The organism is Rhodococcus sp. T7, assembly GCF_009872365.1.
Classification (GTDB): domain Bacteria; phylum Actinomycetota; class Actinomycetes; order Mycobacteriales; family Mycobacteriaceae; genus Rhodococcus_F.
The window spans coordinates 35,985-59,100 of the sequence record NZ_WXYH01000320.1; the positions used below are offsets into that span (position 1 = coordinate 35,985).

20 protein-coding genes and 1 riboswitch are annotated in these 23,116 nt (G+C 69.5%); of the genes, 11 read left to right on the plus strand and 9 right to left on the minus strand.

The annotated features are described in order from the left end of the window. The first annotated feature begins 195 nt into the window (after positions 1-195). Genes MLGJGCBP_RS24720 through MLGJGCBP_RS24740 form a run of 5 tightly spaced genes read left to right on the plus strand, consistent with a single transcriptional unit; the run spans position 196 to position 7,958 of the window. Positions 196-1,263: a PhnD/SsuA/transferrin family substrate-binding protein gene (locus tag MLGJGCBP_RS24720; RefSeq protein ID WP_160098765.1), complete on the plus strand. Its 1,068-nt coding sequence runs from the start codon at positions 196-198 to the stop codon at positions 1,261-1,263. After that, a complete protein-coding gene (locus tag MLGJGCBP_RS24725; protein WP_160098767.1) occupies positions 1,260-2,123 on the plus strand; it encodes an ABC transporter permease in 864 nt (287 codons plus the stop codon). Before MLGJGCBP_RS24720 ends, MLGJGCBP_RS24725 begins: the two co-directional genes overlap by 4 nt. Next, a complete protein-coding gene (locus MLGJGCBP_RS24730) occupies positions 2,099-2,833 on the plus strand; it encodes an ABC transporter ATP-binding protein (protein WP_160098769.1) in 735 nt (244 codons plus the stop codon). Before MLGJGCBP_RS24725 ends, MLGJGCBP_RS24730 begins: the two co-directional genes overlap by 25 nt. A gap of 11 nt (positions 2,834-2,844) precedes the next feature. Next, complete coding sequence (locus tag MLGJGCBP_RS24735; protein ID WP_087557614.1) at positions 2,845-4,206, plus strand: LLM class flavin-dependent oxidoreductase; 1,362 nt, start codon at positions 2,845-2,847, stop codon at positions 4,204-4,206. Continuing rightward, positions 4,203-7,958 carry an ABC transporter ATP-binding protein gene (locus MLGJGCBP_RS24740; RefSeq protein WP_160098771.1) on the plus strand — a complete coding sequence of 1,252 codons (3,756 nt, stop codon included), beginning with the start codon at positions 4,203-4,205 and terminating at the stop codon, positions 7,956-7,958. Before MLGJGCBP_RS24735 ends, MLGJGCBP_RS24740 begins: the two co-directional genes overlap by 4 nt. A gap of 37 nt (positions 7,959-7,995) precedes the next feature. Here MLGJGCBP_RS24740 and MLGJGCBP_RS24745 read toward each other — a convergent pair whose 3' ends face one another. Together MLGJGCBP_RS24745 and MLGJGCBP_RS24750 are read right to left on the minus strand one after the other, a co-directional pair. Further along, on the minus strand, positions 7,996-8,979 hold the full coding sequence (locus tag MLGJGCBP_RS24745; RefSeq protein ID WP_179220204.1) for an alpha/beta hydrolase: 984 nt from the start codon (positions 8,977-8,979) through the stop codon (positions 7,996-7,998). A gap of 147 nt (positions 8,980-9,126) precedes the next feature. Further along, positions 9,127-11,445 carry a helicase-associated domain-containing protein gene (locus MLGJGCBP_RS24750; protein ID WP_160098773.1) on the minus strand — a complete coding sequence of 773 codons (2,319 nt, stop codon included), beginning with the start codon at positions 11,443-11,445 and terminating at the stop codon, positions 9,127-9,129. A 60-nt stretch (positions 11,446-11,505) separates the two neighbouring features. Here MLGJGCBP_RS24750 and MLGJGCBP_RS24755 point away from each other — a divergent pair, with 60 nt between their 5' ends. After that, positions 11,506-11,694, plus strand: a complete 189-nt coding sequence (locus MLGJGCBP_RS24755) for a hypothetical protein (RefSeq protein ID WP_015888783.1) — start codon at positions 11,506-11,508, stop codon at positions 11,692-11,694. A gap of 66 nt (positions 11,695-11,760) precedes the next feature. Here the strand turns inward: MLGJGCBP_RS24755 and MLGJGCBP_RS24760 are convergent, their stop codons facing one another. From MLGJGCBP_RS24760 to MLGJGCBP_RS24770, 3 genes are all read right to left on the minus strand, one after another. After that, a complete protein-coding gene (locus tag MLGJGCBP_RS24760) occupies positions 11,761-12,342 on the minus strand; it encodes a transglycosylase family protein (protein WP_160098775.1) in 582 nt (193 codons plus the stop codon). Positions 12,343-12,350: 8 nt separating this feature from the next. Next, a riboswitch (cyclic di-AMP (ydaO/yuaA leader) is annotated at positions 12,351-12,564 on the minus strand. 234 nt (positions 12,565-12,798) lie between these two features. Then, positions 12,799-13,176: a YccF domain-containing protein gene (locus tag MLGJGCBP_RS24765; protein ID WP_124392684.1), complete on the minus strand. Its 378-nt coding sequence runs from the start codon at positions 13,174-13,176 to the stop codon at positions 12,799-12,801. 44 nt (positions 13,177-13,220) lie between these two features. After that, complete coding sequence (locus MLGJGCBP_RS24770; protein ID WP_072944834.1) at positions 13,221-13,460, minus strand: hypothetical protein; 240 nt, start codon at positions 13,458-13,460, stop codon at positions 13,221-13,223. Between the two features lie 169 nt (positions 13,461-13,629). Between MLGJGCBP_RS24770 and MLGJGCBP_RS24775 the strand changes: the two genes are divergently transcribed. After that, positions 13,630-14,040 (plus strand): cold-shock protein, encoded by a 411-nt coding sequence (locus MLGJGCBP_RS24775; RefSeq protein ID WP_087557839.1) that lies wholly within the window; start codon positions 13,630-13,632, stop codon positions 14,038-14,040. A 64-nt stretch (positions 14,041-14,104) separates the two neighbouring features. Here MLGJGCBP_RS24775 and MLGJGCBP_RS24780 read toward each other — a convergent pair whose 3' ends face one another. The 3 genes from MLGJGCBP_RS24780 to MLGJGCBP_RS24790 form a co-directional block, all read right to left on the minus strand. Further along, a complete protein-coding gene (locus MLGJGCBP_RS24780) occupies positions 14,105-14,590 on the minus strand; it encodes a DUF2771 domain-containing protein (protein ID WP_160098777.1) in 486 nt (161 codons plus the stop codon). A 6-nt stretch (positions 14,591-14,596) separates the two neighbouring features. Continuing rightward, complete coding sequence (locus tag MLGJGCBP_RS24785; RefSeq protein ID WP_160098779.1) at positions 14,597-16,267, minus strand: MFS transporter; 1,671 nt, start codon at positions 16,265-16,267, stop codon at positions 14,597-14,599. 71 nt (positions 16,268-16,338) lie between these two features. Beyond that, on the minus strand, positions 16,339-17,133 hold the full coding sequence (locus tag MLGJGCBP_RS24790; RefSeq protein ID WP_160098781.1) for a glutaminyl-peptide cyclotransferase: 795 nt from the start codon (positions 17,131-17,133) through the stop codon (positions 16,339-16,341). 38 nt (positions 17,134-17,171) lie between these two features. On the opposite strand from MLGJGCBP_RS24790, the gene MLGJGCBP_RS24795 reads away from it, so the two are divergent. The 3 genes from MLGJGCBP_RS24795 to MLGJGCBP_RS24805 all read left to right on the plus strand — a co-directional run bounded on the left by MLGJGCBP_RS24795 (position 17,172) and on the right by MLGJGCBP_RS24805 (position 21,281). Further along, positions 17,172-18,005, plus strand: coding sequence for a DUF3027 domain-containing protein (locus MLGJGCBP_RS24795; RefSeq protein WP_160098783.1), 834 nt, complete (start codon positions 17,172-17,174; stop codon positions 18,003-18,005). A 176-nt stretch (positions 18,006-18,181) separates the two neighbouring features. Further along, positions 18,182-20,749 (plus strand): ATP-binding protein, encoded by a 2,568-nt coding sequence (locus MLGJGCBP_RS24800; protein ID WP_160098811.1) that lies wholly within the window; start codon positions 18,182-18,184, stop codon positions 20,747-20,749. Further along, positions 20,739-21,281 carry a phosphatase PAP2 family protein gene (locus MLGJGCBP_RS24805; protein ID WP_160098785.1) on the plus strand — a complete coding sequence of 181 codons (543 nt, stop codon included), beginning with the start codon at positions 20,739-20,741 and terminating at the stop codon, positions 21,279-21,281. Before MLGJGCBP_RS24800 ends, MLGJGCBP_RS24805 begins: the two co-directional genes overlap by 11 nt. Before the next feature lie 19 nt (positions 21,282-21,300). Here MLGJGCBP_RS24805 and MLGJGCBP_RS24810 read toward each other — a convergent pair whose 3' ends face one another. Further along, positions 21,301-21,552, minus strand: a complete 252-nt coding sequence (locus tag MLGJGCBP_RS24810) for a DUF2530 domain-containing protein (protein WP_087557601.1) — start codon at positions 21,550-21,552, stop codon at positions 21,301-21,303. A 76-nt stretch (positions 21,553-21,628) separates the two neighbouring features. Between MLGJGCBP_RS24810 and MLGJGCBP_RS24815 the strand changes: the two genes are divergently transcribed. Further along, on the plus strand, positions 21,629-23,083 hold the full coding sequence (locus tag MLGJGCBP_RS24815) for an NCS2 family permease (RefSeq protein WP_160098787.1): 1,455 nt from the start codon (positions 21,629-21,631) through the stop codon (positions 23,081-23,083). Positions 23,084-23,116 lie beyond the last annotated feature (33 nt).

The following is a 23,116-nucleotide window of genomic DNA, read 5'->3' on the forward strand; positions in this document are numbered from 1 at the left end:
CGGCGGACAGCGTGCGTACCACCTCGTGTCGCTCCGGGTCCTGTTGTCGCCGCACGCGACCGGGTCGCATCTGACGTCTCCGGCCTGACGTCTGCCGAAACATCTTTCCGTTCTTCCTTTCTCGCTCCTGCGTGGCGCCCGACCTTCTGCGTCCGGGGTGCCCGATCGGAGACCACATCCTTCGAAGGATCACTCATGTCCAGTTCACTCGTGTCTTCCGCCGGGTACCGGCGCCTCACGCGCGCCGCCTTCGCCGGCGTCGTGGCGCTCGGGCTCGCGTCCTGCTCCTCCGGTTCCTCCGGCGGGCTCGCGCTCGATGATGCTGTGCCCGATCAGGTTCCGGAAGGAACTTCGCTCAGCGTGTCGATCAAGACTACCCGGCTTCAGCTCGAGGCGACCGACAAGATCGCCGATCTCCCGTTCACCGTGTCGGAGTGGCCGGACGTCAGCGCCGGTCCCGACGTGATCCAGGCCTTCCGCGGCAACGCGGTCGATCTGGCCACCAACGCCGCGATCCCGCCGATCCAGGCGCACGCCACGGGGCTCGACGCGAAGATCGTCGCGGTCCGGGAGAAGGAACAGCCGCAGTACGTGCTGGCCACCGCCCCCGGCTCGGACCTCGCGGAACTGCCGGACCTGCGGGGCAAGAAGATCGCGTTCTCGCCCGGGCAGGCGCAGGGCGTGGTGATCCTGCGAACGCTGAAGGCGCAGGGCCTGACCACGAAAGACGTCCAGCTCGTCGAGCTTCCCAGCCCACAATTCCTCACCGCGCTGCAGTCGAAGCAGGTGGACGTCGCGCCGCTGTCGGAGCCGACGGTGACGAAGTACCTGAACCAGTACGGACCGGACGGAGCGAAGGCGTTGCCGACCGACGCCGTGGACGCGCTCACCGTGCTCTGGGCGCCGGTGGAGGTCCTGCAGGATCCGGCCAAGGCCGCGGCGATCAAGGCGTTCATTCCGTTCTGGGCGCGCGGGGAGATCTGGGCGTGGGAGAACCAGGACGCGTGGATCCAGAAGTACTACGTGGAGAGCGAACAGGTGTCGGCCGAGGACGGCAAGCGCATCGTCGCCTCCGTCGGGCAGCGACCGTCGTATCCGGCCAACTGGGACGCGGCCGTCAAGTGGACGCAGGACACCGTCCAATTGCTTTCCGACGCCGGCTACTTCAGTGAGTTCGACGCCAACGAGCTGTTCGACCGCCGATTCGAAACCGTCGCCGCCGACGCCGTGCCGGCCGAGTACCGAGGCGGTGTGCAGCGATGACCAGTATTCTCTCCGCGCCCGCAGCCGTACCGGCGCGCACGGTCGCCGCCGGTGCCGCCAGGTCCGGCGCCGCCGAGCGGCCGATCCGGCGACTCGGCCTGCGCAAGGGTTTCCCGTTCTCCCGGCTGGCCGGGGTGCTGCTCCTTCTTGCGGTGTGGGCGGTGGGCAGCCTGGCGGGCTTCATCGACGCGCGAAAACTGTCCGCGCCGTGGACGGTGGTGACCACGGCCGTCGACCTGATCGCCACCGGCACACTGCAGGAGCACATCGCCGCGTCGTTGAGCCGCGCTGCCGTCGGGTTCGCGTTCGGTGTGGTGATCGGGACGGCCCTCGCCGTCGTCGCCGGTCTGACGCGTTCCGGTGACGCCCTGATCGACGGGCCGATCCAGCTCAAACGGGCCATCCCGACGCTCGGCCTGATCCCGCTGCTGATCCTCTGGCTCGGCATCGGCGAGACGTTCAAGATCGTGATCATCGCGCTCGGTGTCGTCGTCCACATGTACATCCAGACCCACAACTCGCTGACGTCGATCGACAACCGGTACGTCGAACTCGCCGAGGTCCTCGGGCTGTCCCGGGCCACGTTCATCCGCAAGGTCGTGCTGCCGGGTGCGATGCCGGGATTCTTTCTCGGACTGCGCCTCTCGGTGACCGGTGCCTGGCTCACCCTCATCGTCGTCGAGGGCATCAACGCGGTGACCGGTCTGGGGAAGATGATGTACAACGCGCAGAACTACGGACAGTCCGATGTGATTCTCGTGGGGCTCGCCGTCTACGGCATCTTCGGTCTGCTGTCCGACGCCGTCCTCCGCTACATCGAAAGGCGGTCGCTGTCATGGCGCAAGACGCTCGCCGGTTAGAACCCGCCGCCGTGCAGGTGCGGTCCCTGGTCCGCGGGTTCGGCGACAAGACCGTCCTCGACCACCTGGACCTCGACATTCCCGAAGGTCAGTTCGTGGCTCTGCTCGGCAAGAGCGGGTCCGGCAAGAGCACACTGCTCCGCGCGCTCGCGGGCCTCGACTACGACGTCGAGGGCCGTGGCGGAACGCTCACCGTGCCCGCGGAAGTGTCGGTGGCGTTCCAGGACTCACGGCTGCTGCCGTGGCTGCGGGTGCTGGACAATGTGACGCTCGGGCTGGGCCGCACCGGCACGAGCAGGGGTACCTCCGCCCTCTCGGAGGTGGGGCTCGCCGGCCGTGAGAAGGCTTGGCCCAGTGAATTGTCCGGTGGCGAACAACAGCGGGTGGCGCTGGCGCGAGCGCTGGTCCGCGAGCCCCAACTGTTCCTCGCCGACGAGCCGTTCGGCGCCCTCGACGCGCTGACCCGGATCAAGATGCATGCGCTGCTGCAGGAGTTGATCCGTCGGCACCGCCCGACCGTCCTGCTCGTCACCCACGACGTCGACGAGGCGATCGCGCTCGCCGACCGGGTGCTCGTCCTCGACCGCGGGCAGATCGTTGTCGACGAGATCGTCGACATTCCGAGACCGAGAGCGCTCGGCGACAGCAAGTTCCACGAGTTTCGCAATACGCTGCTCGGCGCCCTCGGCGTCGAGGTAGCGGCACAGTGAGGAGTTACACCATGAGTTCGTCACCACAGCGCCGGCTGCATCTCAACGCATTCCTGATGGCGATCGGACACCACGAGGCGGCCTGGCGCCTGCCCGAGAGCGACCCGAACGCCAACCTCGACATCAAGCACTACATCTCGCTGGCGCAGACCGCCGAACGCGGAAAGTTCGACTCGGTGTTCCTCGCCGACAGCCCGGTGCTGTTCAGCAACCCGGAACGCAGGCCGAGCGGCAAGCTGGAGCCGACCATCATCCTCACCGCGATCTCCGCGGCCACCGAGAAGATCGGCCTGATCGCGACCGCGTCGACCAGTTACAACGAGCCGTACAACCTGGCGCGGCGGTTCGCGTCCCTCGACTTCGTCAGCGGCGGCCGCGCCGGCTGGAACATCGTCACCACCGCCGGCGCCGACGCGGCGCAGAACTTCGGGCTCGACGACACCCCCGCCCACCGCAGCCGGTACGAGCGGGCCGCGGAGTTCGTGGATGTCTCCACCAAGTTGTGGGACAGCTGGGAGGACGACGCCATCGTCGCGGACAAGGACGTCGCGATCCACGCCGACTCCGCCAAGGTCCACGTCATCGAACACGAGGGCCGGTTCTTCAAGGTGCGGGGACCGCTCAACGTGCCGCGGTCGCCGCAGGGATACCCGCTGCTCGTGCAGGCGGGATCGTCGGAGGACGGAAAGGATTTCGCCGCCCGCTACTCGGAGGCGATCTTCACCGCCCAGCCCACCCTGGACGAAGGGAAGGCGTTCTACGCGGACGTCAAGGACCGCGTCGCGGCATTGGGACGGGACCCGGAGCAGGTGCTGATCCTGCCCGGCATCGTGCCGGTCATCGCGGACACCGAGGAGGAGGCCCTCGAGCTCGAGGCCGAACTGGAGCGGCTGATCTCGCCGGAATACGCCCGCAAGCAGCTGGCGGCGCGGTTCAATCTCGAACCCGAGCAGCTCCCGCTCGACGAGGAACTGCCCGACGACCTGCCGTCCGAGGACGAGATCGAGGGCGCGAAGAGCCGGTACACGCTGATCGTGGACCTCGCCCGCCGCGAGAAGCTCACCGTCAGGCAGCTGATCGGGCGACTCGGTGGTGGTCGCGGGCATCGCACGTTCGCGGGCACCCCGGTCCAGGTGGCCGACACGATCGAGCACTGGTTCCGGAACGGCGCCGCCGACGGGTTCAACATCATGCCCGCCGTCCTGCCGTCCGGGCTGGAAAAGTTCGTCGACTCGGTGGTCCCGATCCTGCAGGAACGCGGACTGTTCCGCACCGACTACACCGAGACCACGCTGCGGGGGCACTACGGCCTGCCGCGGCCCGCGAATCAGTTTGCGGTCGAGAAGGATTCCACGCTGGTGTCTGCGCTGTGACGACGGGAGCCCGGGAGGACACCGGTTGGCTGCGGTACCTGTTCGGTTACTGTCTGCGCCAGCGCCGCAATCTCGTTCTCGCATACGGGGCGGCGGCGGTGGCGGCCGCGGCCACCGCCACCATCCCGCTGGCCGTCCGGCACGTGATCGACAACGCCGCGATCGACACGAATCATGCGCTGGCGCCGTGGATCGCGGTGCTCGTCGCCCTCGCGGCGATCCGCTTCGCCGCCGCCTACACGCGGCGGTACCGCTCCGGGCAGCTGTCCCTCGGCGTGCAGTACGACCTGCGGGGCGACGCCTTCCGATCCCTGCTGCGGCTGGACGGCGTCAAACAGGACGGGCTGCAGACGGGGCAGGTGGTGAGCCGGTCGATTTCGGACATCACACTGATCCAGATGCTCCTGCAGTTGCTGCCGCACATGGCGGGGAACCTGCTGATGTTCGCGATCTCGCTGGGCGTGATGGCGGTGCTGTCGCCGATCCTCACCCTGGTCGCCCTCGCCGTGCTGCCCGCGCTGTGGTTCATCTCCCTGCGCAGCCGCGTCGACCTGTTCCCCGCCAACTGGCATGCGCAGGAACAGGCGGCCGTCGTGGCGGGCGGGGTGGAAGCCGCTGTCACCGGGGTGCGCGTCGTCAAGGGATTCGGCCAGGAGGACCGCGAACTCGAAGACCTCGAGAAGCGGGCGGGTGAGCTGTTCCGGTCGCGGCTGCGCGTCGCGCGGCTCACCAGCCGGTACAACCCTGCGCTGCAGGCGGTACCGATGCTCGGCCAGGCCCTGGTGCTGGCCCTCGGCGGGTGGCTGGCGCTGCACGGCACCCTGTCGCTGGGCACGTTCGTCGCCTTCACCACGTACCTGGCGGCGTTCGCGTCGCCGGTCCGTCAACTCGCCACGCTGCTGACCGTGAGCCAGCAGGGGCGTGCGAGCGTCGAACGCGTCCGCGAGGTGATAGACAACGCGCCGGCCGTTACCACCGCACCCGGCGCCGTGGACCTGCCGGACGGGCCTCTCGCGGTGGAATTCGACGACATCGCCTTCGGCTACGACCCGTCGAACCGGCTGCTCGACGGACTGTCGCTGCGAATCGCACCCGGCGAGACCGTGGCGGTGGTCGGTGCCGCCGGTTCGGGCAAATCGACTCTGGCCATGCTCGTTCCGCGGCTCTACGACGTCGACGCGGGTGCGGTCACCGTCGGGGGGATCGACACCCGCGGGCTGTCGCTCGAATCGCTGCGCTCCGCGCTCGGCGTCGTCTTCGAGGACAGCTACCTGATGTCCGAGACCATTCGCGCGAACGTCTCGTACGGCAGGCCGGACGTCGACGAGGCAACGGTGCGTGAGGCACTGCGCGTGGTGCAGGCGGAGGAATTCGTCGATGCGCTGCCGGACGGCCTCGACACCGTCGTGGGGGAGCAGGGGGTGACGTTGTCGGGTGGTCAGCGGCAGCGCATCGCCCTCGCCCGGGCACTGGTGACCGATCCGCGGATCCTGGTGCTCGACGACGCGACCTCGGCGGTCGACGCCCGGGTCGAGGCCGCCGTTCATCACGAACTGCGCGTTGCGACCCGCGAGCGGACCACGCTGATCATCGCGCACCGCCGGTCGACGCTCGCCCTGGCCGACCGCATCGCGGTGCTGGCGGACGGCCGAATCGTCGACGTGGGGACGAGCGCCGAACTCGACGAACGCTGCCCGCTGTTCCGCGCGCTGCTGTCGAGTGCCGACGACGTCGCCGCCCCGGACCCGTCGCCGCCGCAACCGGTCGTCGACGGTGTCACCGCCGAACTGTGGCGCCGGGAGGACGGTGACGAGGCGTCCGGGGTGTTCGACGCCAGGGCCGCAGCGGCTTTCGCGACCGCAGCGGCCGGTGCGAGCGGACCGTCCCGCGGAGGCGCGGGTGGCGGAATTCTGTCTTCGGCACCGCCCGGACCCGACGTGATGGCCCGGCTCGACGACCTGCCGCCGCTCACCGGAGACCCGGACGTCGCCGCCGACGAGGCCCGGGCCGCCGACCCGGCGTTCGGACTCGGCTCGCTGCTGCGGCCGCTGCTCCTGCCGCTGGTCGCGGGACTGGCGCTGGTCGGGTTGGACGCCGTCGCGCAGATCGCGGTGCCGGTCCTGGTCCGTACCGGCGTGGATCGGGGAGTACTGCAGGGCGCCCGCGACCTGCTGCTGCTCGCGGCGGCCGCGACCGTGGTCGTGGTGCTGCTCGACTGGGCCGTCAACGTTGCCCAGACCCGGGTGACCGGGCGCACCGGCGAACGGCTCCTGTACACGTTGCGGGTCAAGACGTTTGCGCAACTGCAGCGGCTCGGTTTGCAGTACTACGAGCGGGAACTGGCCGGCCGGATCATGACCCGCATGACCACCGACGTCGACAGCCTGTCCAACTTCCTGCAGACGGGTCTGGCCACCGCGGTCGTCAGCGGGCTGACCATCTCCGGTGTGCTGGTGGCACTGCTGGTGATCGACGCGGAACTGGCCCTCGTACTGGTACTCGTCGTGCCCGTCCTCGTCGCGGCCACGGTCGTGTTCCGCCGAAAGTCGGTGCCCGCCTACGCCGAGGCCCGTGACCGCGTCGGGATCGTCAACGCCTACCTGCAGGAGAACGTGACCAACATCCGCGTCACACAGGCATTTCGGCGCGAGGACTACAACGCGGCCCAGTTCGCCCGGCGGGCCTGGGACTTCCGGGAGTCGCGGCTCCGGGCCCAGCGGTACATGGCGCTGTACTTCCCGTTCGTCGAATTCCTGTCCGTGGTGGCGACCGGTCTGGTGCTCGCCGCGGGGACGGCGCGGATCCATGCCGGAACCCTCACCGTCGGAACACTGATCGCGTTCGTGCTGTACGTCGAACTGTTCTTCGCTCCCGTGCAACAGCTTTCGCAGGTGTTCGACGGCTACCAGCAGGCGGTCATCGGACTCGGACGGCTGCGGGGGCTGATGCGGACGCCGACCACCACACCGCACGCCGGCGATCCGATCGTCCTCGACCGTATAAGCGGCGGCATCGTGTTCGACGACGTCCACTTCGCGTACGAATCCGGCAAGGGTGAGGCGCTGCGAGGCGTGGAGCTTCACATCGAACCGGGCGAGACGGTCGCCCTCGTCGGCCAGACCGGCGCGGGAAAGTCGACGGTGCTCAAGTTGCTCGCCCGCTTCTACGACCCCACCGAGGGAGCGGTGCGCGTCGATGGCATCGACACCCGCGCCCTCGACCTCGCGTCGTTCCGGCAGCGACTCGGCGTCGTCCCGCAGGAGCCGCACCTGTTCGGCGCGACCGTCCGCGACGCCGTCGCCTACGGGCGCCCCGACGCGACGGACGCCGAGGTCGAGGCCGCCAGCAGGGCCGTCGGCGCCCACGACATGGTGTCCGGGCTGGCCCTCGGATACCTGCAACCGATAGGGGAACACGGACGCAACCTGTCGGCCGGGCAGCGCCAGTTGCTGGCACTGGCCCGCGCCGAACTGGTGGACCCCGACATCCTGCTGCTCGACGAGGCCACCGCCTCACTGGACCTGGCCACGGAGGACCGGGTGCGCCGCGCGACCGAGAACCTGTCCCGGCGGCGCACCACCGTCGTCGTGGCGCACCGGCTGAGCACCGCCGCGCGAGCCGACCGCGTGGTGGTCCTCGACGGAGGCCGCGTCGCGGAAGTCGGAACACACGACGAGCTGCTGGACCGGGGCGGCGTCTACCGGGAACTCTGGGACGCCTATGCGGCTTCGCCACCCGTGAGTACTTATTAACCGCGGGACGTTAACAAGTACTCACGGGGCCGGAGGCCTAAGCGCCGATCGACGCCTTCATCATCGGCAGCATGGCCCACAGCTGGTCCTGCCAGTAGCCCCAGCTGTGGGTCCCCTGCGCGGGAAAGTCGTAGTGCGCGGGGATGCCGAGGGTGTCGAGCCGCACCTGGAAGGCGCGGTTCTGGGCCAGCGCGATGGCCTCGAGGCCCATGCCGGTGCCGACGTTGAACACGTCGATCGCGGACTGCGGCTGATCGTGTGGTCCGGGAAGGCCTGCCCCCGCCGAGATCCACATCGGCAGTCCGCGAAGCAGAGGGGCGGCGACGAACGGATCGTTGCGAAGCCACGCCGGATCCCACGGCGGGCCCCACATGCAGTCGGCGTTGTAGCCACCGGAGTCGAGCATCGCGATACGGATGGCCTCACGCATGCCGGGCGCCGACAGGTTCAGATACCCGGACATCGACCCGGCGAACGTGAACTGGTCGCGGTGGTAGGCGGCGAGGATCAACGCCGCGTTGCCGCCCATCGACAGTCCGGCGATGGCGTTGCTGGTGCGGCTGATGCCGTAATTGTTCGCGAGGAAGTCGGGCAGGTTCTGGGTGAGGAACGACTCCCACTTGTAGGTGTACGGCTGCCCGTTGGTGTTGCTGGGCGCGTACCAGTCCGTGTAGAAGCTGGACTGCCCGCCGACCGGTTCGACCACGGTGATCCCGTGATCGGACAGCCACGCGGCGTTGGTCTCGTGCTCCCACCCGCTGACGTCGTTGGTCGCGCGGAGTCCGTCGAGGAGGTAGACCGCCTTGTTGCTGCCGTTGTTCGCGAGCCACATGCGGATCTTGATCTGCCCGACCCCGCCGGGTGCGTCGACCCAGTGTTCGCGCAGCCGGCTGTACGGGTCCGCGGACGCCGTCCCGCCGCCGACGAGGACGAACGCGAGGGGCAGGACCACCACCGCAATCATCAGCCGGACGACGCCTCGTAACCAACCGTGTAACGGCTTCGTTGCTGCAACACCCATGGTTCTGCCTCCTGGTAAGTCGTCCCCGGCCAGGTACATACCAGCAACACGGTATTGCGCGGCCCGGAATTCCTCGGCGTTTGCGCAGAATCGTTATCCGACCTGTGAGTACTTGTTAACGTCCCGCGGTTGACAAGTACTCACGGGTCAGTCGACGCGGGCTACCGACGTGATGCGGTGCAGGGTGAACCGGCGGACCGCGCCGCTCGCCGGGTCGAAGGCGTCGAGCTGGCCGCCGCCGACGCTGACGGGATCGACGATGCGGTGCGTCGCCACACCCTGCGCGTCGACGTAACCGATCGTCACGCTGGAGCGTTCGCGCGCCGCGGCGTTGAGCAGGGCGATGGTCGCGGCGCTGCTGGCCCGGGAGCCGTCGGACCGGATGCTGCCGGACCCTCGGGTGGAGGCAGCCAGGTCACCGGCGCGCAGGGTCCGGACGACCGCGTCGAGCTGGGCGTCCGTCGCGACGGCCGGGGTACGGCTCGCGGGGGCCTTGCGCCGGGTCAGGACGCGGGCGCCGCGCGGGCGCAGGTCGACGAGGGCGCCGGACGAGTCCTCGCCTGCCGGGGCGAACCCGGCCGCCCGCAATTCGCCCAGCACTTCCCGCAGCGGTGCCTGCGACACCGCCACCGTCGGCGCCAGCGCACGCAGGGCCAGGGCGGCGGCCACGGGCGACGCCAGGACCTCCGCGAGCAGCGTCGGGTCCTCGCAGCGGACGAACGACGCCGCGACACCGGCCCGGAGCCGGCCGTGCCGCCGCGCGACGTCGTCGATCAGATACGACAGCGACTGAGGGACGGGTGTGCGCGACCGGGTCGCGAAGAGACTGTGCAGTTCCGCCGCCGTCATCCCGACGTCGAGGGCGCGCCGGATGCTGTCCTCGCTGATCCGGTACATGGACGCCGCACCGGCGGACTCGATGTCCGCGACGAGGGTGACCTGCTCCAGCAGTTCCGGGGTCAGCGGTCCCGGGGCGACGACGGTGAGGTCGGCCTGCACGAGGACGTGGTCGACGGGTTCGGGCAGCGACGCGTGCATCTCGGCCTCGGCGTCGCCGCCGTGGAGCAGCGCACGTCCGGGGGAGCTGAGCGCGCCGCGGGCGACGAGTCCGAGTGTCGCGGCCTCCTCGAGGGTGCGTTCCACCGCGTGGACCCGCAGCCGGGCGCCCCAGCGGGGTCGACGCCACGCCAGCAGGCGACTGACCTCGGCGGGGTCCGCCGAGTGTCCGCTGCCCAGTTCCGCCAGCAGCCCCAGGATCGCCTGCCGGTCCCGCGGTGCGGACGGCGCGCGCACTTCCTCGGACAGCGCGGCGACCGGTTTGTCGTTGGCGTCGCGCATGCCGATGAACCACGCCATGCGCGGCAGTTCCAGCCACGCCGCGGCGAGGGCGTGCCACCGCCGGGCGACCGGGGAGGTCAGCCAGTTGTCGACCGCGGTGGTCGGGGCCCAGTAGTTCTCCCCGGTGTCGGACGTCGGGGCCGGGTCCGGGGTGCCGCTCGCGATCAGTCCCGCGGCCGACAGCAATTCGACGAGCAGGCTCAGCCGGTTCTCGTCGATGCCGGACGTCTTGGCGATCCGCCGCAGTTCCCGGACCCCGAGACCACCCGCCCGCAGAGCCGGCGCCGGGATCTCGCCGAGCGCCTTGACGACGTCCTCACAGTGGCGGACCAGTTCGATGGCCTCACCCGCGGCGGCCGCATTGATGTCGGCCGGCTTGTGTTTACGGCCCGTCACACCGGGCGCGGCCAGCGAGGTGGGGTCGAAGACGGCCTCCCCGCGCAGCACCTGCCGCACCTGGAACGGCAATTCGACGGTCTCGTCGTCGATCCACCGCAGCAGCCCGGCGGCGAGAAGCCGCTGAACGGGCCGGTCGGGGGGTGTTCCGGGCGCCGCGTCCCGGGTCCGCCCGATCGAACTCGACTTCGCCAGTGTCTCGAGGATGTCCCGTTCGGCGGTCTGCAGTCCCGCCAGCGCCGCCGTGATCCCGGCCTCGTCGAGTGTCTCGACGGGTTCGGCGCTGCGCCCGACGCGCCACGGGATGGTGGCCACGACAGCGGGAACGATCCGCAGCGATGTCTTGTCACCCCAGACGATCCCGACGGACCGCAGGCCGTCCAGGGTGGCGTCGACGGTTTTCTTCGTCGCCCGCGACCCCACCGCCTCCTGCAGGGTGGCGCGCGGCACGGGTACCTCGTCGGCACGCCCCAGCGCCAGGAGTTCGAGGACACCGAAGTCCAGGGACGTCAGGTTGTCGGCCGCACGCGCGACCGACGCCCGTTGCTCGGCGCGACCGGCGAGGACGACGATCGTGGCCGGCGGCGGGACCGCGAGATCGGGGCGCTTGCGGAGCAGATCCGTCAGTTCGGCATCGCTGCGCGCGGCCAGCCAATCCGCGAGCGTCGCGGCGCCGCGGGGGGAGACTGCGGTGCCGTTGGTGCTCGCGGTGGTGTCGTCGGTGTCGGTCATCGACTATCAGATTAGAGACCTGGGCTGTACGTCGCCGAATGCTCCTGTCAAAATGGCACCGTGGCTAACAATTCGAAGAAGCAGTATGTGGATCCAGGGTGGCCCGAAACCGCCGATGGAGATCACGCCGTGACCGAACTGTCGTCGACCCGTGCGGGCGGATTGTCCCCGTTCGGCGAGGACACCGAGTTCCCGTTGCCGGCGGAGTCGTTGCCGTACGCGCACCCGCACACGGTGATCAACCGCTGACCACGCGACAGAAGAGGGGCCCTGCACCGGATCGGTGCAGGGCCCCTCTTCTGTGAGTTGCGGGGATTACTGCGCGAGCAGTCCCTTGTTCGCGTCGATGAGCTGCAGGATCTGGGGATCGATCGCGATGCCCTGGGCCTTGACGGCCTCGATCGCGCTGTCGACGACGCCCGCGTACTGCGAGGTGCCGCTGGTGCTGGGGACGCCGCCCGTGAGGTCGGGGAGTGCCGGCGCCGCGGGCGCCTCGGGCACGGTGGCGGGGGCGTTGCGCTGGGTGGGTGCGCTGCTCAGGCCGAGGCTCGAGGAGCAGGACGGCCATGCGCCCCAGCCCTGGGAGTCGAGGACCTTCTCGGCGACGACGATCTGCTGTTCACGCGAGGCCTGGTTGGCGGTGGCTGCGTACTGGGTTCCACCGTGTGCGTTCCAGGTGCTCGGGGAGAACTGGAGTCCGCCCTGGAAGCCGTTTCCGGTGTTGATGCCCCAGTTGCCGCCGGACTCGCACTGCGCGAGGCGGTCCCAGTCGGAGTCGGGAGCCGCGTTCGCGGTGCCCGAGAAGGCTGCTCCGGCGACGCCCATGATGGCGCCGGTGACGGCGACCTTGGCGACGGTGCGGCCGGTGGTGGTCGGCTTGCGATGGCGTCCGCTCATAGTGGTAGAGATCCTCTCCACACGCGCCTGCGAGGTCAGCTGTCGGGTTCGGGCTGAGAGGTCGCCCGGCCTCGCCTCTCCTGGCTGGAGAGGGTCTGGCTTCACCCCAAGATCCGACTGTGCGAGGCACATTCGGACCGGTGTCCGTCTGGAAACTTGCGTTCCCTGGAGGACTTTGGGTCCCCCGTCCTCGTCCCTGGAATGCTTCGTCGGGACTCCGGTACCCGCGGGACGAGGTTTGGCGCGGCGGGCCGGACGTGGTCGATGTTTCATCGGCCGGTGACGACGGTAACGGGCCGAGGCCGCAGTGTCACCATTTGATAACGCGGCGTGTCTTCGCCTGTTGCGGGGCCTCATTGGGCGCGCCGGGACTCTTCCCAGCTAGTAGCGACGGGACACGCGTATCGCCGTCCCGTTGCCCTTCCGTTATCGGGCCGTTATGTGAGTAAGCTCACATCACCGCGGTGCGTCGACGATGTCCTTGCCGAGGGGCATCAACGAGATGGGAATCATCTTGATGTTCGCGACGGCGAGGGGGATCCCGATGATCGTGATCGCCATGGCGACGGCCGTGACGACGTGCCCGATCGCGAGCCACAGACCTGCGATGATGAACCAGATGACGTTGCCGATCACCGAGGCGACCCCGGCCGTCGGCTTGTCGATCACGGTCTTTCCGAACGGCCACAGCGCGTAGACACCGACCCGGAACGATGCGATGCCGAACGGGATCGTGATGATCAGGATGCAGCACAGGATTCCGGCGACGAAGTACCCCAGCGCCAGCCACAGACCGCCGAAGATCAGCCAGATGATGTTGAGCAGAATTCTCATGATCGTCCCCTCGGTGGTTGGGAATGCCCCGGTGTTCGGGTGTGTCAGCGCGAGCGTCTGCCCTGCCTCAGTGCCGCGACGATTCCGAGGAGGAACCCGATCGGGCAGGCGAGGGCGATGAGGTAGAGAACGAGACCCGGCTCGGAATCGGAGAGGACCGGGGTCAGGAAGATCGCCACGATCGCGACGAAGCCGATCGCGAAGAGGGCGAGCGCGACCCGCAGGAGACCGTCGCCCCTCCGGGGTGTGTGAGGTGTGCTCGAAGGAGTCGATTCGTGGGCCACACCAGCAACGATAGTGCCTGGAAACCCGAATGCCGGAGGGGGTCTGTCCAAGGTAGACTGTGGGCACTGCGCGTCCCGCACCAGAGGTGGGGCGCGCTGTTTTGCATACCAAGTGCAACCAATACCAAGTGCAACCAACTGCACTCCAAGTGATGAGCGGGTGAACGCGGTGCCGACCGGCAAGGTGAAGTGGTACGACGTCGAAAAGGGCTTCGGCTTTCTGTCGCAGGAGGAGGGGGAGGACGTCTATGTGCGTTCGTCCGCTCTTCCCGAGGGCGTCGAGGGCCTCAAGGCCGGTCAGCGTGTCGAGTTCGGCATGGCCGCCGGTCGACGCGGACCCCAGGCGCTGAGCCTGAAGGTCCTCGACCCGGCGCCGTCGCTGCGTCAGAACGGTGCGCGCAAGGAGCCGTCCGCCAAGAAGCACACGCCGGACGAACTGCACGGCATGGTCGAGGACATGATCACGCTGCTCGAGGCGAAGGTCCAGCCGGACCTGCGCAAGGGCAAGTACCCCGACCGCAAGACCGCCCAGCGCATCTCCGAGGTGGTCCGCGCCGTCGCACGCGAACTCGACAGCTGATTCGTCCGACGAGAAGGGCCCCGCGCTGTGACAGCGCGGGGCCCTTCTTCGTGGGCGGGTCGTTCTAGGCGGTCTTGATCGACCAGGCGGCCCGAGCCTGCGTGAGCCCCTGCTCGTCGACGACGGCGGAGGGCAGCTGGATCTCGACGCCGGCCAGTTGCAGGTCGTCCGAGGACGGCACGGTCACGGCACGGGTCTCACCGGCGCGGTGCACCTGTTCCTGGACGAGGACCTGACCCGAAGGATCCTGGTAGACGACGAGCATGCGCCACGGCGCGTCGACGATCTCCGGCGGCAACGACAGCTGCAGCGAGGAGCCGGGCGGCACGTCGAGTTCGGCGATGTCGCCGGTCTCGCAGTCCTCGAGATACAGGTTGCAGTAGCCGAGCGGGGCGACCTGCTCGGCCCGGTCGTGCGCGAAGGCCGTGATCTCGGGCAGGCGGGGCGAAGAGTTGCGGACCAGTGTGTAGACGACTCCGACGAAGGCCACCAGGACCACTGTCAGGCCGACTGCGATCAGTGCGAGGATCTTCTTGGTTCGCGCCTGCATTCTCACTTACTTCACATTTCCTGTCGATCGGTCGGCCCGGTGGGTCGAGTGGTGCTCGGTCACTTCTTGTTCGGCCAGGTCGGGGCGTTTTCCTCCCAGTCCCGGCAGGAGGGTGCTGCCGCGGTACGTGAGGATGGTCTGGACGAGCCCGACGGTCATGACGGCGGAGACCACCGAGAATCCGATCCAGTATTCGGTGGGCAGCAGCACGCCCAGCGCCCCGCCCACGACCCAGCTCAGCTGTAGAACGGTCTCCGACCTTCCGAATCCGGACGCGATCGACTCCTCGGGCAGGTCGTGCTGCAGCGACGCGTCCAGCGACACCTTGGCGAGGGCGCTGGCGGCCGACGCGACGAGCGTGGCGAGGGCGGCGGTCAGGAGATTGTCGGTGATCGCGGCGAGGACGGCGATGATCCACACGGCGCCCGTGCAGCGCAGCACGATGAGGGCGGGGCGGCCGAGCTTGATCCGGGCCCCCGCGGCGTTGCCCGCGAAGTTGCCGATGCCGGCGGCCGCGCCGACCAGGCCGAGCATGGCGGCCTGGACCAGGGGTTCGTGGTCGGTCTTCGACTTCGCGACGAACGCGATGTACAGGGTGAGGAACCCGGTGAGCACGCGGATGGTGCTGTTGCCCCACAGCCCGGTGATGACCGCGCGGCCCAGCGGTTGCCTGCGTTTGCCGGTCTTCGCGGCGGCCGGGGCCTCGGGCTGCAGCACGCGGGTACGTCCGATCACCTCGGTCGGGTGTTCGTCGCCGTGGTACGTGAGGGTGGCGGGGACCTCGCCTTCGGTGACCTCGACCCACGACGGGATCCGCATGCTGAGGTACGCGCCGAGGGCGGTGATGACGGCCGCCAGCCACAGCGCGCCGACGGAACCGGTGGCCATGGCGAGACCACCCGCGAGGGCGCCCGCGCCGATGGTTCCGCCGAGAAGCCCGAACACGGTGAGCCGGGAGTTGACGCGCACGAGGTCGATCTCCGGTGGCAGCACACGCGGGGTGACAGCACTCTTGAGCACCGAGAACGATTTGCTGAGCACCATCATGCCGAGCGCCGCCGGATACAGCACCCAGCTGTCGAAGTTGAAGACGAGCACGATCGCCAGCATCGTCCGGAGGCCGAACGACGTGGCCAGCGCGACGCGGCGACCGTGCTGGAGGCGGTCGAGCATCGGACCGATCAGCGGAGCGATGACGGCGAACGGGGCGATCGTGATCAGCAGGTACAGCGCGACCTTCGTCTTGTCCTCGCCTGTCGCGGCCGAGAAGAACAGCGTGTTCGCCAACGCGACGGCGATGGCCGCGTCGGTCGCGTTGTTGGCCATCACCGCGTAGGTGAGCGCGGTGAGCCCCGACTTGTCCGCCCCGTCCGCCTTGGCGGCCCGGTGGAACGTCGCGATGCCCTTGTTGGTGAGTTCCCGGCTGCGCATCGCCGCCACCCGGGTGACGGTCAGCTTGCGCGGCATCGGCGGCGCCTTGGGGGCGTCCGCCCGCTCCTCGTCGGACCGGGGACGCTGCCCGCCGCCGACCGGATGCAGGGGCGGCAGCGGCGTCCGCCTGCCGCCGGGGCGTGCCGGGGGCGGGTATTTGTCGTAGCCGGGATGAACGGGGGGCCCGGGATTCTCGTCAGGAGCCCGACCGCCGTCAGGCTCGTAGGGTTCGCGCGGTCCGGTCACTCCCTAATTCTGTCCTAGTCGGGAGACATGCGACCACAGCAACCCCGGCCAATGCTGGTCAGATCGGCCTGTCAGGGAACGAACCGCACCTCGAACATGGCCGGCCAGTACTTTCCGGTGACGAGGAACCGGTCCGTACCCGGGATCTGGGCGATGCCGTTGAGGACGTCGACGTCCCGCGGGCCGGGCGGAAGCGCGTCGCGGACGGCGGAAGCGTCGATCTCCGCGGTGACCCGTCCGTCCGACGGATCGATGCGGACGAGGGTGTCGGTGGTCCACACGTTCGCGTAGATCGCGCCGTCGTCCGCGCATTCGAGTTCGTTGAGCCGGGAGACGGGGTTTCCGTTCTGCACGACTTGCACGGTGCGCAGGGGCGCGAACGTGACCGGGTCGCGGAACGTGAGTGTGGCTGAGCCGTCGCTCGTGACCACGGCGCCGGGCAACGCGCAGATGCCCCACCCCTCGCCGTCGAACGGGACCCGCCGCTGTTCGGCGAGCGTCGCGCGATCGCGGACGACGGCGACCCCGTCACGCCACGTCAGCTGCCAGACCGTGTCGCCGCTCACCGTGATGCCCTCGCCGAACAGGGGAGACGGCAGTTCGGCGCGCACCCGGACGGTGCCGCTGTCGAGGTCGGTGGCCTGCACCCAGGATTCGCCGGGGCGGCCGGTGCCCTCGAGCAATTCGGTGCCGTCGATCTCGAGTCCCTGGGTGAACGCATTCGGGTCGTGGTCGACGGTGCGGACGATCTCCGCGCGGAGGTTCGTGCCCGCCGCGCCCGCCGCCACCGAACTCTGCGGGGAGCATGCGGCGACCATCCACGCCACCGCGAGCAGGGCTGGGACGAGGTGCCTCCGGCCGGTCATCGGACCAGCATGACAGCCCAGGTGGGCACGCACTTGCGGTGGTGCGGCAAACTGGTGGTGTGAGTGTTGCTTCTTCCGACGAGCGCGCAGTGGCGCGTCCCGTACTGACCGACGCCGTCGAGCTCGCCCGAACCGCAGTGGTCCAACTGCAGGAAGGGGGAGTCGGCGACTATCTGGGCGTCACGTCCGAGGACGAGTGCGCCGCGACTCACCGTTTCGTTGCGGACCTTCCGGGCTACCGGGGCTGGCAGTGGGCGGTGGTGGTGGCCGCCGATCCCGGGTCGGACCGTGCCACCGTCAGCGAACTCGCCCTCCTCCCCGGACCCGACGCGCTGGTCGCACCCGAATGGATTCCGTGGGACCAGCGGATTCGCCCCGGCGACCTGTCCGCGGGCGATCTGCTGGCACCGCCTGCCGGTGACCCCCGGCTCGTCCCCGGCTACGTGGCGACGGGTGACCCCGAGATCGACGACGCCGCCCTCGAACTGGGCCTGGGCCGCAAGCAGGTGATGAGCCTCGAGGGTCGCCTCGACGCCGCCCAGCGCTGGCACGACGGCGACTACGGCCCCGATTCCGAGATGGCCAAGGCCGCGCCGTCGACGTGCGGGCTGTGCGGTTTCTACCTCCCGCTCGCCGGGTCCCTGCACGGGGCGTTCGGCGTGTGCGGCAACGAGATGGCCGCCGACGGGCACGTCGTCGACGTCACGTACGGGTGCGGCGCCCACTCCGACACCCTGCTGCCCACGGGCGCCGGTTCGCCGCAGTACGACGCGTACGACGACGGCGCCGTCGAGATCGTCGAGCGGTCCGCGACCGAGACGGAAGCTGCAGCCGCGGTCACCGACGCCGAGGAATCCGCATCGACCAGCTAGCCGATCCTTTCGGCACCGCCGCCCTGAGGGATTCGACGCTCCTCGCGTGGCGCACGTCCCCGACCCGCCTGCGGGAGGACGCCGCGGCCGAGTCCGATCTGGCCCGCGCCGGCTACCGCGACCGGCTCCTCACCGAGTTGGCGCAGAACGCGGCCGACGCCGCGGCCCGCGCCGAAGTGCCCGGTGAGCTGTCCGTGCACCTCGACGGTCGCGTCCTCAGCGTGTCCAACACGGGCACACCGCTGGACGAGCCGGGAGTGCAGGCGCTGGTCGCGCTGCGGGCGTCGAACAAGTCCGGGGTGACCGTCGGCCGCTATGGCGTCGGTTTCACGGCGGTGCTGTCGGTGAGCGACGAGGTCGAACTGCGGTCGACGTCCGGTTCCGTGCTGTTCTCCGCGGACCGCACGAGGTCGGAACTGCGGGACCTCGACGGCGCCGATCCGGGCGCGGGTGTGCCCGCCCTCCGGCTGGCGTGGCCCACCGAGACCCGCCCGGCCGCCGGTGCGGCGTCGGAAGTCGTGCTGACGCTGCGCGAGGACGTGGACGGCGAGTCGCTGCTCGCGTACATGGCGCGCGAGGCCCCCGACCTTCTGCTCGAACTTCCGGCGCTCGTCTCGATCACCGTGGGCGACAAGCAGTTCCGCCGGCGCGAACGACCACTCGAGTCCGGTTTGACCGAGGTCGCGATCGGCGACGACCGCTGGTGGCAGTACGAGTCCGGGCGCGCCCGCTGGCTCGTCCCGGTCCGGGACGGCGTCGTCGCACCCGTCACCGAGGACGTTCTGCGCGCCCCCACCCGCTCGGACGAGGAACTGTCGGTACCCGCGATCCTCGTCGCCGACATCGCCATGCAACCCGACCGCAGGCGCATCCTGCCCGGCGCCGCGATCGCCGAGTTGGCCACCGGATACGCCGAGTTCGTGGCCGCGATGCCGCCCGAACAGCGACTGTCGCTGGTTCCGGTCCCCGCGTTCGCACGCAGCGAGGTCGACTCGGCGCTGCGCGACCATCTCGTCGCCGAATTGCGGGAGCACCCCTGGCTGCCGACCGTCGCCGGCAAGGACAAGGCCCCGGGCCGGGCGTCGGTGGTCCCCGGGCTCACCGACGAACTCGCCGAACTGCTCGCCGAGATCGTCGACGGTCTGGTCGTCCCGGATCTGTCCGGCCCCCGCTGGGCGCCTGCGCTGGCCGCGGTCGACGCCCACCGCCTCGGCCTGGCCCGCCTCACCGAACTGCTCAGTGGCATCGAACGGGAACCGTCCTGGTGGCAGCGCCTGTACGCGGCGCTCGAACCGCTGGCCGTCGACGCCCTCGCGGCGGAGGAACTGGCGTCGATCCCGGTGCCGCTGTCCGACGGCCGCACCGTGACCGGTCCGCGAACGGTGTTGCTGGGTCACGACATCGACGGTGTGCTGGGTGTCGACTGGACGAGGCTCGTCCACCCCGACGCCGCGCACCCGCTGCTGTCGAGGCTCGGCGCGAAGACTGCCACCGCCGTCGACCTGCTCTCGGATCCGGCGTTGCGCGCCGAGATCGAGGACCTCGATCCGGACGACGCGGCGGCGGCCGAGGAACTGTCGGTCGCGGTGCTCGCGCTCGCGGGCCGCGTCGACCCCGGCGTTCTGCCGTCGTGGCTCGGTCTGCTGCCGCTGCCGGATGTCGACGGGGAGTTGCGCGGGGCGGACGAATTGCTGTTGCCCGGTGCGCCACTCGCCGAGGTCCTGGTGGACGACTCGCCGTTCGCGTGCGTGGACTCCGCGTTCGCCGAGCGGGTGGGGGAGGAGGCCCTCCGCGCCGTGGGCGTCGGCTGGGGCTTCACCGTGCTGCGCGCCGAACTTCCCACCGGACCCGACCACGACCTCGACGATGAGGACCGCTGGTGGGACACACTCGACGACGACCCCGACGTGATGGGGGCGGTGCGCGACCTGGACCTGGTGGACGAGGACCGCTGGCCGCAGGCGCTGACGATGCTCGCCCGGGACCCGGCGACGCGTCCGCTGCTCGCCGACCGCGCCGGGTACACGGCCTGGTGGCTGCGGCACAACGCCGAGTTGGACGGTCAGGTGCTCGGTCTGCTCCGCGACCCCGCCGACGAGACGTTCGCCGGACTGCTCGACCCCGTCGAGCACCCGGAATCCGTCGTGTTCGCCGCCGCTCTGGCCCCGGCGACGGTCGACTCACCGGAACTCGCGCAGCTACTGCTGGACCGGCTGGCCGATCCGGATCGCGAACCGACCCCGGCGGTGACCGCGCGGACCCACAGCCTGCTGGCGGCGGCCGCGGCCGGGCACCTCCTCGACCTCGAGGAACTTCACCTGCCCGAACACGTGCGCGGCCTGGCGGGCGCCCTGGTCGATCCCGCCGACGCGCTCGTGCTGGACGAACCGTGGCTGGCCGCCGCGGTGCCGCGCGAGCGCCTGGTGGTCGGGAGCCTGGACACCGCGGAGTCCCTCGCCGATCTGCTGGACGTCCCGCTCGCCTCCGCGGCGATCCGCGGCACCGTCACCGGCTCCGGACGGGAATCCTCGTGGGATCGCGAACCCGTCGCGGTCCTCGCCTTCGCCGCCCTCGGCCGCGACCTGCCCCGCGGGCCCGTCGTCGTCCATCCCCGGCTCACGGTGAAGCTCACGGGTGCCGTCGACGCCGAGATCGCGGTCCCGTGGTGGGTGGACGAGCAGGGCGCCACCCATTGTTCCGAGTCCTGGGCCGAAGGCACGTGGGGCGCCGCCGGTGTCGTTTGACCAGAGCATCCTCGACAGCGCGGTCGAGGAGCGCACACCCTGGCTGATCGACGTCGTCACCGTCATCACGCACAGCGGCGGAACGGTCGCCGCCTGGATCGTGTCCACCGTCCTGACGGTGGCCCTCCTGCTGCAGGACCGCCGGCGGGAAGCGGTACTGGTCGCCGGCGCGATGCTGTCGGGTCTGGCCGTGATGACCGCGCTCAAGAATCTGTTCGAGCGGCAGCGTCCCCCACTGCCGGATCGGCTGGTGGAGATCTCGTCGTTCTCGTTCCCGTCCGGTCACGCGATGATGACCGCGATCCTCGCGAGCGTGCTCGTCGCCGTCATTCTCCGGATCGTGCTGGTGCGGCACGTTCGGATCACGCTCGTCTTCCTGATGGTGCTGTACACGCTGGCGGTGGGGCTGTCGCGCGTCTACCTCGGCGCGCACTGGATGACCGACGTCCTCGCCGGGTGGGCCTTCGGCGCGCTGTGGGCGGCGTTCTGGATCCTGCTGACCCGCACCCGGCCCCGCCACAGCCAGGCCTAGAGTTCCAGTCCCTGCTGCATCACTCGAGCAGTCCCTGCTGCGCTCCGCGGCTGCCCCGCCGCGCCGCCCGCCGCTGCAACGCGAACAATCCGTACCCGAGAAATCCGACGACGACACCGGCTATACACGTCGGAAGCGCATCCGACCACCGGTCGCCCGTGACGATCACCACGACCATCGCGACCGCCCACGCAGTGGTTCCCAGTATCAGCGCAGGTCGCGGGTCGGCGAGGCGCTGAGTGAGGGGTCGGCGATCTGCGGTTTCGTTCACCGAATGAACGCTACCCTCGCCGTGGTGCCCTAATCTCCAAGGGCGACGCGCGACTTCTGGCGATGGGGACTGAACAATGGGTGCTGCTCCGAAACTGCTCGACAACTACTTCAAGATCACCGAGCGTGGTTCGACGGTAGGCGCGGAGATTCGCGGCGGCGTGGTGACGTTCGTCGCGATGGCGTACATCGTGGTGCTGAACCCGCTCATCCTCGGCAGCTTCTCCCCGGACGACGCCGTCGCCAAGACGGACGTCCTCGGCAACATCCTCCCCGTGAACCAGGTGGCCGCGGTCACAGCCCTGGTGGCGGGACTGATGAGCATCGTGTTCGGGGTCGTCGCGAACTACCCCTTCGCGATCGCGGCGGGCCTCGGCATCAACAGTCTCCTCGCCGTCACCATCGCGCCGCAGGTCACCTGGCCCGAGGCGATGGGTCTCGTCGTGATCGACGGTGTCATCATCGTCGTGTTGGCGCTCACCGGTTTCCGGACGGCCGTCTTCAATGCCATTCCCGCCGAGCTGAAATCCGCCATCGCCGCCGGTATCGGCATGTTCATCGCGTTCATCGGTCTCGTCGACGCCGGCTTCGTGCGGCGCATCCCCGACGTCGCGGGCACCACCGTCCCCGTCGGCCTGGGCATCAACGGATCGATCTCCTCCTGGCCGACCCTGACGTTCGTGTTCGGTGTGCTGCTGATGGGTGTCCTGGTGGTGCGCAAGGTGCGCGGCGGTCTGCTGATCGGCATCGTCGTCACCACCGTGCTGGCCGCGATCATCGAGGCCGTCGCCGGTGTCGGACCGTCGCTGGGCGTGAACCCCCACGGCTGGAACCTCAGCGTTCCGGCCGCTCCCGAAGTGCTGGCGCAACTTCCGGATCTCAGCCTCGTCGGCGACGTCAGCATCTTCGGGGCGTTCACCCGCATCGGCGTGCTCGCGGCCAGCCTGCTGGTGTTCACGCTCGTGCTCGCCAACTTCTTCGACGCCATGGGCACGATGACCGGGCTCGGCAAGGAGGCAGGCCTGACCGACGAGGACGGCAACCTGCCCAACATCGGACGGGCCCTCGTCGTCGAGGGCACCGGCGCGATCGTCGGCGGCGGGGCCTCCGCGTCGTCCAACACGGTGTTCGTCGAATCCGCTTCGGGTATCGCCGAGGGCGCCCGCACCGGACTCGCGAATGTGGTGACGGGACTGCTGTTCCTGGCCGCGATGTTCCTGACCCCGCTGTATTCGGTGGTGCCGATCGAGGCGGCCGCGCCCGCGCTGGTCGTGGTGGGCGCGATGATGATCGGCCAGGTCCGGGACATCGACTTCACGAAGTTCTCGATCGCGTTGCCCGCGTTCCTCACCATCATCGTCATGCCGTTCACGTACTCGATCGCCAACGGCATCGGCGTCGGATTCGTCTCGTGGGTCGTGCTCAATGCTGCGAGCGGTGGTATCAAGAAGATTCACCCGTTGATGTGGGTGGTCGCGCTTCTGTTCGTGGCCTACTTCGCGGTCGGTCCGATCACCGACGCAGTAACGTAAACGGCGGCCGATCGGTCCCGTATTGTCATTCCC